Genomic DNA, 12,814 nt, shown 5'->3' on the forward strand with positions numbered 1-12,814 from the left:
AATAGATAAATCAATATATGAAAAACAAATCTTTTATTATATCAGATTTAATTTACAGACTTTCTTGCACACTCCCCCTTTTTCACTTTCTCTGTATCTTTTTCACCAAGCAAACGTGAAATATATGTACTTCCCCCTGTTCCAAAAATTTCACCGAGAGCCATAAGAACCGTCGTAAATGGAAGTGCCAGAGTCACTGCTGCAAGCATCGCAGTGTTATTCAGTATTCCTATATAAAATGCATCAGTTATATTATAAACTATATTAATAACCATACTTAATATCATCGGAACCGCCATATGTGCAATTGCCTTAGATACCGGCGCTTTTTCAAGATAATATAAAGCATTATTTTCATTATTCATTTTAATTCCTCCTTTAAAAATAAGTCGAATTCTACCTATATGTATAAAAAAACTGTCTAAAAATACTAACTCAGATTTTTATAAGCTTTCTTTAGTAATTTCAAGAATATTTTCTTCTCTTCTTCTGAAAAATCATCCAGCAGTTTCTCTTCAGTTCCTGCAAATATATCTTCTGTTTCATCCACGAGTTTCTGTGCTTTATCCGTTATCTCTATCTGCATGGTACGCCCGTCCTCATTGCCAGCATGACGTATAATAAAGCCTTTTTTCTCAAGTCCGTTCAAAAGACTGGTAACAGAAGGCCCGCTTAATCCCATTGCCTCGCTTAAAATACGACGGCTTATCTCCAGTTTACTTTCCAGCCTGTCATATATTTCTCCCAATAAACGTGCTTGCTGATTTGTAATGTCATATCCTGTAAGTGACTGATCATTTGCATACCGCATATTATGACCAATACCTCTTATATAGAAATTATAGTCAAATTCCTGAAATTTCTTTTTCATATTTCACCTTCTTTATTTAGGTTGAATTCTACCATTATTATATAGGTAGAATTCTACTTTGTCAATATTTATTTTAAAATATTTTTTTATAAAGGAAATAACCTTTTACTTCCCGCTGTTAAATACTTTCCCTTGTCATCTTTTCACTTTATTTTTTATTTAAATATTTTTATAAAGTATTGATTTTTTTCATATATACTGCATTTCTTCCACTAATTTCCTCAAGCACTTCACTTACTCCGTTAAAAGTTTCCAAAATATAGATATAATCAGAGTTTGAAGATATTTTCAAATCAAGATTGTTATACCAAAGTTCTACTTTGCCGAACCCCGCTCTGAAATCCCTGTAGCTTAATTTTATAAAATGAACAATATCATCAAATTCTCTTATCACTACTTCTTTTTTTAGCATTATATTTTCAATTCCTACTTTTTTTATCTCATTAATAAAATCATCTTTCTCGTTATCAAAAAATTCTTCAATATCTGAACTGCAAATAAAATTTATTCTAATTATCAATTCCTGATCATTCAATTCAAATAGTTCACGAAAAAATGCCAAATACTTCATCTCATTTTCCATATATGGCATCCTTTCTTCTTCATTCATTTCAACTATGGATTTTCTGTAATAATACCCCGCTTCTTCTTCATTCAGAGTTTCTTTTAATACATCTATAACATATTCCATTTTCTCTCTTTTCCTAAAAAATATTCTTTAGTTCCCCTTCACTCTGACAGCTTTCTTATCTATATCCTCTAAAGTATATGTTTTATTTTTATCCTTATAAATACGAGTCCCTATTTTTTCAAAACTCAAAGCATTAACGCTCTTTATCCTATAGACCTTTGTTCTGTCAGCCCCGTCTATTATCCCATAGACACCGTTTTTATCTTTCACCAGTATATTTCTGTGAAGCTTACACTCAAAATCATTCTCGCCGCATTGTAACAAATCTGTATCAATTATTTTCAATGTTCTCATATCCATCCTAAACGCCGAATTTTCACTGGAATATATCACTTCCCCCCTATTCACCGCATAACCGTTTCCAAATATATACTGCCCGTCCAAGACATAATTGTTCTGCCCGATCTGTGAAATTTTTTCTGCTTCCATTTCAAGCCCATACCACTGCTTAATTTCTTTATCCTCATACCAGTTTTCATTCTGAAAATTTTCATAATCAGCAAGAGTTTCCCACCCTGTAACAATTATTGTTGAATTTGCTGAGTAAATCCCATTTTTATCTCTCAGATAATAATCATTTAATTTCTCAAAACTTGAATAATCCAAATTAGGTATCTTTTGTTTCCCATAATAAACACTTCCGTCTTTCACTGAAAAATCCCATTGTTTGTATAATATTTCCTCTATATCAGTTTCTTCTGTATATGTAACGTTAAATACTAACATTAATAATGATAATAAAAAAATAATTTTTTTCATAAAACCTCCTTTAAGATTTTTTCTTTAAGTTAAATATATTAAAACATTAAATAAAATTATATGCAAGCACTTTTACCGTACTATTTTTTCTTTAAAAACTAATACTCCTGTGTTATAATTCATCTGATCAATATAAAAAATAAATTAACGGAGGAAAAATATGGAAATCATTTTAAAATCAAAAATGAAAATACTAAAACCTGTTTCTGAAGTTTTTGACGCATTTGTGAATCCGGAAAAAATCGGTAACTTCTGGTTTACTGCCAGTTCATGCAAATGGGAAACAGGAAAAACTGTTACCCTTACTTATGATGAATATACTGCAGAATTTGATATATTTATAGTTAAAGTATTACCAGAAAAAAAGATTGTTTTTGAATGGGGATCGGATGAAGAAAAACGCACTAATACTATACTCTTTGAAATTTTGGATAATTCTTCCACAATAGTAACCACCCTTGAAGAAGGCTGGCAGGAAAATGAAAATCTCACAGACGAGCTCCTCAAGAATAAAGAGGGATGGGTGTATATGCTTACCTGCCTGAAAGCCTACCTAGAAAATGGAGTCAATACATTACGTACCGGGCTGATTATCTAGCCTGTATCCAAATATATATAAATTAATTAAGAGAGCATACGCTCTCTCTTTTTATCTCACTTTTGGATATTTCTCTTACTTTCAAGCTGTTTTCTAAAAGTTTCAATTCTATTTTTGGCTTCTTTCTCTTCATCACTGGTAATTTCCCTGCTGTATCTGAGAACCAGATTCTTATTTTTGTCCGAAGCAAATGTCTCACGGTCACTCATTATAATACGGGAATCACTTATTTTTGAAAACATATCCATTGATACAATATTGATCTCAAGTTTGTTATTATCAGAATCTGCTTTTTTCACATAAAATTCCACAAAATTATTTTTCCCGTAATATGTACCATCTCCGCGATCCTGTAGTTCAAGCAGATACAGTCCCGTATTCCCTGTTTTCCAATTAGCTGTATCTCTCCATATTTTCACTGAAAGAAAAACCGTTTTCCCGTCTTTAAATACTTTCAAATCACCGTAACTGTTATAATTTATCATCAAAGAATCAAACTGCGGTTCTTCTGTAATATATAATCCGCTTTTCAAGCCTGCGGAATACGACAGTACACTTAGAAACATCACTAAAAAAAGTCCCTTTTTCATATATCCTCCTGATTATTTTTATCTTGAATATTCTTATTATAATTTAAATTTAGCCGGATCCTGCCCTTTTACTACCTCACCTTTCAGATAAACATATTTCTTGTCTTTGGCATATGCCCAGTTTATTATCTCAAAAGTATCAATATCTGCTCCATTTATTTTTTTACCACTGTAATAAATATTATTCTTATCTTTGGAATAACTTTCCCCTAAAAATTGAAATGAATTATAATCCGCTTCTTTCCATAATTTCCCCGCATAAAATATACCGTTCTTATCTTTGGCATAGTCTGAAAATACCATGGCAGAATAAGTATTGCTCTTATAAACCATAAAACTGTCAAAATCCGCACTATCTACTTTTTTATCAGAATAATATATTTCACCTTCCAGTTTTTTGTAACTTCCGTAATTTATTCCCATTTCTTTTACAGTATCCTCAAAAATTCCTGCCGATTCTTCAGCCTGACTTTTATCATTTTCTGTAACTTTATTCTTATATCTGAAAGTCATCCTGTCGCTCCCCTCAGGCACATAGGCTCCGCCGCGCATGGGAAATTCAGTGGAAGAATATTTTATTCTTGAAACAATTGTAATTTCCAGTTCATCTTTACTTATTTTCTTCACATAAAAATCTATATAATCATTTTTACCGTAGTATATGCCGTCTTTCTGTTCTGTCAATTCTGTGAGATACTTTCCTGTGTTCATATATACAAAATTACCGGTATCCATATAGCTCTTTACCTCAAGAAACACAGTTTTGCCATCTTTAAATATTTTCAGATCCCCGCATTTATATCTTCTCATAATAGCATTTTTGCCAATCCCCTCACAAGGAACTATTTTTTCAGTAATATACGTATTTTCAGGAAGTGCTGAATAATCATACTCTGCCTTATAAAGACCGCTTTTCAAGCTTGCCGGATACAGCACCATACTAAAAAATAACGCTAAAATAACTATTCTTTTCATTTTTCCTCCTTTCTGTTTCTGCTTTTGAATCACTTAAACTAACACAAACGGAATAAAACACGACATTATAAGACCCATTATCCCTAAAAAGAAGAACAGCCCCCACAAAAACATTCCAATCTTGTCATTCTCAAACCGAAAACTTTTTGGCTTATTTTCATCATAAAAAATATTTACTTTATCCCCAGCCTTAAAGTTAAAAAACACACCGCTTCCTGAATAGAGGCTTTTTACCCTTATTATTCCCTCAGAAGTCCGATATTCCACCACAGGCCTGTAATTCTTCCCGTTTCTCATTATTTCCACCACTTCTGCCTGAACTGGTATCCCCCTTGTTTTTATATAATTATCCCGTCTAAATCCAATAATACTTACTGTTAGAAATATTATGCCCGGAAGAAAGCAGCCCACTATTACTATTATTTTGTATAATTCCATTTTCCACATCCTTGTTTAGTATTTACTATTATTCTATAAGATTTTTCTATTTTAAGCAATATTTATAATAATATAGTTTTCTTCGTATATAATTCCTAAATCTTTTATATACTTATATGATATCATTATTTCCCATTAAATCAAATAATTTTAAAAATTTTATATTTTCTTCTGTGATAAAAAATCTTGTCGTTTATTCTTTAACTGTTTATAAAATATTTCCAGCGTAACCTTATTTCTCCGATTAAACCATGACTCTTTCAAAGACATATTCACCTTTATTTTTTTATTCCCGTTTTTTATTATAAGCTTATACGGAGTACGTCCCAGATAAGCCGGCGGAGTAAACACACGTACATACTTAATACTCTTAATATCTGCATAATTTATCCGAATTTTTCTCCCCAAAAACAACACACAAAAATCATCATAAAATACACATTTCCCTTTCTTGTTCTGAATAGTTACTGCGAAAACCATACACGCTAAAAATATCACACAGTAAGCTATACAAGGAATGCCGAATAATACAAAAACAAACACAGCTTTATGTTCAAACCACCATTCTGATATAAAACGTCCATTCGGCTCTATTCCCAATGTCCTCAGCCAGTTTCTGAAAAGAAGTATAAATCCCGCAAAACCCGCAAGAGTCATCCCAAACCAGATAAAATGAAGAATAAACCTGTTACAGTAATTAAATTTCACTTCTTTCATATCTTCCCCTTACACAAATAATTTTTCAATAAATTCCTATCTTCTCTGCCCAAACACATAAAAATATAATAAAATCTATCCCTGCTAAGTTTATTTTAACATTATTCCCAAAAATCCCAAAACTTTATCTCATATAATTAATACTTCCCGCATAAAAATCAAAAGAACCGACGCTAACCGCCGATTCCCTTTTTATTTATTAAAATTTTGATAGAGCATATTAATATCTTTATATCTTAACCCATTTCCCGTTGTTTGCACTCTCAAAGATTTTTTCCTCAAGGATCATCTGTCTGTATCCGTCTTCAAAAGTAGCAAAGTCATAAACCTTTCCTTTATCTGCAATACTGCTGTACACCTGTCTGAAACACTGCTTAAAAGTATCCGGGAATCCTTCTACATGTCCACCGGGATAATCTACTATTTTCTGTGTCTCCGGACTGAGTATTGCCGGATCTTTATCAAATATCTTATTAAAATTATCTCTTTCGCCTATTATCATTTCATTCAGTCTTTCTGAATCCCATTCGGCTGACTGCTTGCTTCCTCCAAGAAATATTGATATTTTATTCTTTCTTCCTGAAAACATCTGAGAAATAAAAGCATTTCCCACAGCTCCGTTATCAAACCGCAGCATTACTACAGCTATATCTTCTGTATCTATAGGTACTTCCTCATATTCTGCATCTGCCTGTGCTTTGGAAAAAGTTTCCACTGGTTTCAAAAATTTCTTTCTTGTCTTATGATATGTAAGAAATTCCGCAAAAACCTCAGTAACTTTCAATTGCGTAACATACTCCACAGTATCAATCCAGTGCGACCCTATATCAGCCACAGCTCTCGTCTGCCCTGATTCCTTGCTGTTTATTCTCCAGTTAAAATCCGTTTCAAGCAAAAGCCAGTCCTGCACATATCCTCCGTGAACAGAGATAATATCCCCAAGTTCCCCGGCAGTCACCATTCTTTTTATCTGATGAACCATAGGATTAAAACGATTATGAAAATTCACTGCATTTACTATATTGTGTTCTTTTGCATACTCACACATCTCTTTTGCTTCTTCGGCTGTTTTTGTCATAGGTTTTTCACATATTACATTTATTCCCTTTTTCATTGCATACATAGCTATTTCATGATGTGTATTATTTGGTGTGCAGATATGGATCATATCCAGCTCAAGTGTATCCATCATCTCCTTATAGTCGGCGAAACTATTCGGTATATTCATCATTTCAGCTTTTATTTTGTGATCCTGTGTATCCGTAATTGCTGTTACCTCTATATTTCCCAGTCTTCTAAGTGCTTCCACATGTGCTACTCCGATAAAACCTGTTCCTATTACTCCCGCTTTATAAGTTTTCATATTTTATCTCCCTTCGTCACTTATTTTTACTTTGGAATAATACAGCGACTATAATAATGATCCCTTTTACGAGTCCTTCCAAAAACGGCGGTATATTAGCAATAACCAGTATATTATTTATCATTTGCAGCATTATTGCCCCGAGAAATGTTCCGAAAACTTTCCCTCTTCCTCCGTTCATTGCTGTTCCCCCTATTGCTACAGAGGCTATTGCGTCAAGCTCGAACCCCAGACCTGCATTAGGTGCTGTTATTGACGTAAGTCTTGATGAAAGAAGAAAAGCCGAAAGTCCTGAAAGCAGTCCTGTAATACAGAAAACTGCATTTTTTATCATATTTACATTTATACCTGTGAGTTTTGTTGCATTTTCATTACTTCCCACAGCATAAACATATCTCCCGAACTTCGTTTTATTCATTACAATGGAAATAATAACCGCAGTAATTACGAATATAATTGCAAGGTTGGGAATTCCCAGCGTTTCACCTGCTGCTATAAGACGGAAAGTATTATAGGATTTTTCTCCTACGTTAAACGGCCCTCCCTGCCCCAGCTGTACAATAATCGATCTGAAAGCCGACATTGTGGCAAGTGTTACTATAAATGGTGCTATTTTTCCTTTTGTTATAAGGATTCCGTTAATTCCGCCAAGGATAGTTCCGAATGCAAGACAAAATATCAATGTAAGAAATATACTTCCTGTGGAATTCAGCACTATTACACCAAGTCCTGCTGTTAGCGCCACCAGTGACCCCACAGACAGATCTATCATTCCGGCAATAATTACCAGATTCATCCCTAATGCTACTATCCCTATTATTGCAGCCTGTTTAAGAAGAGTACTCAGATTGGTATATGATAAAAATCTGGGATTTATAATAGTGGCTATAAAAAACAGTATCAAAAATGAAACAAGATAACTGTAATTACTATAAAATTTTTGTAAATTTGTTTTACTGAAATTTGCTTTATTAAGAAAAGACATTTGTTTTCCGCCATTAGTCATTTTTTACCTCCAAATTTGAACCTGTTGCATAGTACATTATATTTTCCTCAGTGAGATTTTCCCTGTCCAAAATAGTATTTATATTTCCCTTATACATAACGATACATCTGTGGGAAGTTTTCCATATTTCTGGGAACTCCGAACTGAATACAACAACAGATTTGCCTGCGGCAGCCAGATTATGCATTATTTTATATATCTCAAATTTAGCTCCCACATCTATTCCCTGTGTAGGATTGTCCAGTATGTACACATCAGAATCCAGCTCCAGCCATCTGGAAATAATCACTTTCTGCTGGTTTCCACCACTCAGTGACGTTATCAGATCCGAGGGATTATCTGCTTTTATATTTATAAGTTCTTTATTTTTATAATATCTCTCTGTTTCCTCATTTTTGCTTATAAATAATTTTTTGTGCATATTTTTAAAGACAGCAATGGATAAATTATCCTGAATACTCATATCTTTTATTATGGCCTTTTCTTTTCTGTTTCTCGGAACAAGGGAAATACCGCTTGATATTACATTTTTTATAGAAGCCATGTTTACTTTCTTATCATTCAGGTACATTTCCCCTTCATCCAGAGGATAAGCCCCGAAAAGCGCTTCGGCAAGTTCTGCTCTTCCGTCTCCGTAAAGACCGGTAATTGCTATTATCTCTCCTTTTTTCACATCAAAACTAATATTCTTAAAAGTTTTCCCAGAAAAATTATTTATTTTCAAAAGAGGTATATCCGGAATATCCCCTGCTTCCAGCTCATCTTCCACGAGCTTTCTTCCTACCAGAAGTTCTGTTGCCATTTTCTCATTTATATCAGAAAACTTTCCTGTCTGTATAAATCTGCCGTCCCGAAGCACTGTATAATCATCACAAATACTGAAAAGTTCCGGCATTTTGTGAGAAATATAAATAATACTTACTCCTTCATCCCTCAAAAATCTCATTATATCAAAAAGCGAGTCTATTTCTTTATTTGTAAGGGCTGTAGTAGGCTCATCCATTATTATAAGCTTTGAATCAAATAATAATGCCTTTGCTATTTCTATCATCTGCTTTTGAGGCATATCCAGATATTCCACTATCTCCTCAGGATTTATATTCATTTTTAACTTTTTTATTATTTCCCGTGATTTTTCAATCATTGTTTTTTTATCGAGAAATCCGAACTTATTTTTTATTTCCTCGCTTAAAAAAAGGTTTTCATATACTTTCAGATCATTAATAAGGTTTAATTCCTGATGTATAAAACGAATCCCGAGTTTTTTTGATTTATTAGTCGTCATCTCATCTATTTTCTCATCCTGAAAATAAATATCACCTTCAGAGAGAGGTATTGTTCCTGATAAAATATTCATAAGGGTAGATTTCCCTGCACCGTTTTCACCGAGCAGTCCGTGTATAGATGCATTTTGCACAGAAAAATCAACCCCTGATAAAGCTTTTACCGGACCAAAAAATTTTGATATATTTTTCATCTCCAATAACATTATTTCACAACCTTCTAAGTAAAGATCATTTATCAGCTTTATATTTCTTGTTTCAAAATCCTAAAATATTCTATTACTGAATACTGTATCTGATTTTATAAATATCTGAGTTTTTAAAATCATTTACATTATTTCTGTCTACTTCTACTGTTTTTATAATATATGCTTTTTCAAGTGTTTTACCTGCAAGCACATCAGCTCCAAGCTGTACTGCTTCTCTTACCATTGCCGGTGAAAATGCATATGTTACCTGATCTATTTTTTCTTTTTCAAAAGTATCAAGATTTTCTTTTCTAGCACTTACTCCTGTGATTAATTTTATATTCAGTTTAGCAGGCCCTTTATATGCATTGATCGCATCAAGAACACCCATTTCCACTTCATCATCCTGAGTTATTACAGCTTTGATTTTTTCTATATCTTCAGGTTTTGAAGTATTCAGGAAGTTTTCCATTTGTTCCTGAGCTTTTTGTCTCTGCCAGTTTGTATTAAAGCTTTGTACTATTTTCAAATTTTTATTTGCTGTTGCCATGTATCCGTCATGTCTTTGCTGAGGTACAGTAGAGTTATCCCCCAGAAATTCAAGAACCAAAACTTCTCCGTTTTTCAAATCTTCTTCAAAATATTTATTCAGATAATTTCCAGTCATTTCTCCGATCCCTGTATTATCTCCCATTACAGTGGCAGTTGGTGTAAAATTATTTATCAGTCTGTCATATACAATTAGAGGAATTCCTGCATCCATAGCTGCCTGTGCTGTAGAACGAAGCTCGTCTCCGTTATGCGGCCAAAGCACTATAGCATCTACTTTTTCATTAATAAGGGTATCCATTTGGTTATTTTGCTCTGAAGCCTCGCTTGAAGTCAAAAACTTATACTCAAACCCTTGAGATTCTGCAAGTGCTTTAGCTTCCGCCTCAGCATGCTTAATACTCTCACCGAGGAATCCGTGAGTTGCATTTGGCATTACTATACCAAGTACTTTTTTCTTTTCAGTTTTTGCACCTGTTGCTCCTTCTGCTCCTCCTTTTGATTCACCCCCGCATGAAACAGTTAAAACCAAAAGCAGTAGAGAAAATAAAAGAAACATTATTTTTTTCATATTGTTACCTCCAAATTTTTATTGTTTTAGCTTGTTACCTGTTACTTTTTGAATATTGAATCTAAAAATGCTTTACCCTTTATCAGACCTAGTTTTATTGCATCGTCATTTTCAGAGTAATTCAAGTCTTCATGTTCTATACTTACATAACCGTCATACCCTATTTCTCTCAGCGTCTGGTATATTTTCTGCCAGTCTATGCTTCCTCCTCCGGGTATCTTGTGCTGCCACCATCCGTAGTCCCATTCGCTTTCCTTATCCAGCTGCTTGCCGAATATACTGTAATGGCTTCTCTTTTCTTCAAATATTTTTGTATCTTTAGCATGGAAATAAAGCACTCTTTCTTTGTAATCTACTAATGCCTTAATATAATCCACTCCCAGCCATATTAAATGTGAAGGGTCGAAATTCAGCCCGAAATTTTCATCAGGTATAATCTCAAACATTCTGTCCCATAATTCAGGTGAATAAGATATAGTAGCTCCCCAGCCTTCTCTGTGCCATCCCGGCATAGAACAGTTTTCTATCAGGAGATTTACATTTCTGTCCGCAGCATATTTCACTATATTTGGAAATGTCTTTCCAAATTCTGTGAAATTTTCTTCAAAGCTGATATCCAGATTTCTCCCTGCAAAAGCTCCCACGAATTTTACGCCTAGTTTCCCTGCAGTTTCTATTACATTATAGAGATGCTTTACATTCTCTTCCCTTACCAGCGGATTTGGATGAAGACAGTTGTCATAATAAGCAAGAGATGCTATCTCCAGATTATTTTCTTCCATTAATTTCAGTACATCTTCTTTGACTTTATTGTCAAATCTTGAAACATCAATATCAGTACTTGAATAATCCCTGTCATTTACCATAGGCCAGCATGAAAGCTCTATAGCGTCAAATTTCTGTTCCACTGCAAATTTTACCTTTTCTTCTAAAGATAAGCTGTTAAAGCAGGCTGTTAAATACGATAGTTTCATATTAATTCTCCTTCATTCGTTCTGTTTTTTCATTTTTTGTAAAGCTTTACAAATTTGAAAATAGATTACCAATCCTCCTTTGACTACATTTTTTTTATTAAAAATATCCTGAATCTTTTCATCGTGCAGCTCCAAAGATGTTTTATATTAATGCAAAGTAAAGGCTGATTTACATCACTCTGCACCTAATATGCAGAGCAATATATTTTATTATATATGTTAATAAGTTGTTCCTCTTTTTATAAGCTTATGCGGTAAAAATTTATTCGGTATTGTATCAGAAGCATTTACTTTAAGTATTCTGTTTATTAACAACTTACAGGCTTCTTTACCTATCTTTACTCTCGGCTGATGAATTGTCGTAATACCGGGATAAGTGGCATTACACAGTTCTATATTATCAAAACCTATTACTGAAAATTCCTCTGGAATTTTGACATTTTTATAGTTGAGATAATTCACCATGCTTATCGCTATCATATCTGATACTGTAAAAATCCCGGCTTTTTTCACCTTAGTTTTAAGTATCTGCTTAGCAGCATTGATTCCTCCGTTATAATTAAAATCTGTTTTTATGACAAATCTTTCATCAAATGGTCTTCCATACTTCTCAAGGGCTCTTTTATACCCTGTGAATCTTAATTTATCGAAAATAAAATCCTCATATGTCTGTACATAAAAGACTTTGTCAAAACCTGTTTCCAACAGATAACTTGTTGCTTCAAAAGCTGCTTTCTCATGATCTATCGAGACAAAGGGAACTCCTATGTCGTCATAAAATTCACTGCATTGGATAATAGGATACTTTGTGGAAAAATCCTTCAAAAAATCTTTCTCAATAGCAAGATCCATTATAAATGCCCCGTCAACCAGTTTATTTTCTATGAACTTAAAATACTTTCTTTCTATATCACGGTCAAAATAGCCGTTACATACTAAAACATTATAATTTTTAGTCTTGGCATATTCTTCCGCCCCTTTTACCACTTCTGCATAAAACGGGTTTGAAATATTAGTTACAATGAAAAGAAGCATTCCTGTTCTCATTTCACGAAGAGATTTCGCATGATAATTTACCTCATAGTTAAGTTCATCAAGAACTTTCTGAACTCTTATTCTCTTCTCCTCGGAAACATTCTGATTTTTATTAATGACCCTTGATACAGTGGCCGTAGATACACCAGCAAGACTGGCTACTTTCTTAATTCCTGTCATAATCAATCACCATTTTTTGTAAACCT

General features: G+C 33.4%; 15 protein-coding genes. 1 reads left to right on the plus strand and 14 read right to left on the minus strand.

Annotated elements, in window-relative coordinates; genetic code table 11:
• Positions 1-47 precede the first annotated feature (47 nt).
• From NK213_RS03915 to NK213_RS03930, 4 genes are all read right to left on the minus strand, one after another.
• Positions 48-365 carry an MATE family efflux transporter gene (locus NK213_RS03915; protein ID WP_253346897.1) on the minus strand — a complete coding sequence of 106 codons (318 nt, stop codon included), beginning with the start codon at positions 363-365 and terminating at the stop codon, positions 48-50.
• Between the two features lie 65 nt (positions 366-430).
• Entirely contained in the window at positions 431-871 is a 441-nt protein-coding gene (locus tag NK213_RS03920) for a MarR family winged helix-turn-helix transcriptional regulator (RefSeq protein ID WP_253346899.1), read from the minus strand.
• Positions 872-1,040: 169 nt separating this feature from the next.
• Positions 1,041-1,562: a hypothetical protein gene (locus NK213_RS03925; protein WP_253346903.1), complete on the minus strand. Its 522-nt coding sequence runs from the start codon at positions 1,560-1,562 to the stop codon at positions 1,041-1,043.
• A gap of 27 nt (positions 1,563-1,589) precedes the next feature.
• A complete protein-coding gene (locus NK213_RS03930) occupies positions 1,590-2,321 on the minus strand; it encodes a DKNYY domain-containing protein (protein ID WP_253346905.1) in 732 nt (243 codons plus the stop codon).
• A 160-nt stretch (positions 2,322-2,481) separates the two neighbouring features.
• Between NK213_RS03930 and NK213_RS03935 the strand changes: the two genes are divergently transcribed.
• Positions 2,482-2,919, plus strand: coding sequence for an SRPBCC domain-containing protein (locus tag NK213_RS03935; protein ID WP_253346907.1), 438 nt, complete (start codon positions 2,482-2,484; stop codon positions 2,917-2,919).
• Between the two features lie 56 nt (positions 2,920-2,975).
• Here the strand turns inward: NK213_RS03935 and NK213_RS03940 are convergent, their stop codons facing one another.
• From NK213_RS03940 to NK213_RS03985, 10 genes are all read right to left on the minus strand, one after another.
• Positions 2,976-3,509, minus strand: coding sequence for a hypothetical protein (locus NK213_RS03940; protein WP_253346909.1), 534 nt, complete (start codon positions 3,507-3,509; stop codon positions 2,976-2,978).
• 36 nt (positions 3,510-3,545) lie between these two features.
• Complete coding sequence (locus NK213_RS03945) at positions 3,546-4,484, minus strand: DKNYY domain-containing protein (protein ID WP_253346918.1); 939 nt, start codon at positions 4,482-4,484, stop codon at positions 3,546-3,548.
• 33 nt (positions 4,485-4,517) lie between these two features.
• Complete coding sequence (locus NK213_RS03950) at positions 4,518-4,922, minus strand: DUF3592 domain-containing protein (RefSeq protein WP_253346920.1); 405 nt, start codon at positions 4,920-4,922, stop codon at positions 4,518-4,520.
• 159 nt (positions 4,923-5,081) lie between these two features.
• Positions 5,082-5,639 carry a hypothetical protein gene (locus tag NK213_RS03955; protein WP_253346922.1) on the minus strand — a complete coding sequence of 186 codons (558 nt, stop codon included), beginning with the start codon at positions 5,637-5,639 and terminating at the stop codon, positions 5,082-5,084.
• A gap of 229 nt (positions 5,640-5,868) precedes the next feature.
• Positions 5,869-7,002: a Gfo/Idh/MocA family protein gene (locus tag NK213_RS03960; RefSeq protein ID WP_253346924.1), complete on the minus strand. Its 1,134-nt coding sequence runs from the start codon at positions 7,000-7,002 to the stop codon at positions 5,869-5,871.
• A 16-nt stretch (positions 7,003-7,018) separates the two neighbouring features.
• Positions 7,019-8,008 (minus strand): ABC transporter permease, encoded by a 990-nt coding sequence (locus NK213_RS03965; protein ID WP_253346926.1) that lies wholly within the window; start codon positions 8,006-8,008, stop codon positions 7,019-7,021.
• On the minus strand, positions 8,001-9,497 hold the full coding sequence (locus tag NK213_RS03970; RefSeq protein ID WP_253346928.1) for a sugar ABC transporter ATP-binding protein: 1,497 nt from the start codon (positions 9,495-9,497) through the stop codon (positions 8,001-8,003). The genes NK213_RS03965 and NK213_RS03970 overlap by 8 nt, the downstream gene beginning before the upstream one ends.
• A 73-nt stretch (positions 9,498-9,570) precedes the next feature.
• Complete coding sequence (locus NK213_RS03975) at positions 9,571-10,599, minus strand: substrate-binding domain-containing protein (protein ID WP_253346930.1); 1,029 nt, start codon at positions 10,597-10,599, stop codon at positions 9,571-9,573.
• A 41-nt stretch (positions 10,600-10,640) separates the two neighbouring features.
• Positions 10,641-11,573: a sugar phosphate isomerase/epimerase gene (locus NK213_RS03980; RefSeq protein WP_253346933.1), complete on the minus strand. Its 933-nt coding sequence runs from the start codon at positions 11,571-11,573 to the stop codon at positions 10,641-10,643.
• A 219-nt stretch (positions 11,574-11,792) separates the two neighbouring features.
• The gene (locus NK213_RS03985) at positions 11,793-12,788 is read right to left on the minus strand and encodes a LacI family DNA-binding transcriptional regulator (protein WP_253346935.1); all 996 of its coding nucleotides are present in this window, start codon (positions 12,786-12,788) and stop codon (positions 11,793-11,795) included.
• Positions 12,789-12,814: the final 26 nt, after the last annotated feature.

Origin of the sequence: Sebaldella sp. S0638, from assembly GCF_024158605.1 — a bacterium.
Taxonomy (GTDB): domain Bacteria; phylum Fusobacteriota; class Fusobacteriia; order Fusobacteriales; family Leptotrichiaceae; genus Sebaldella.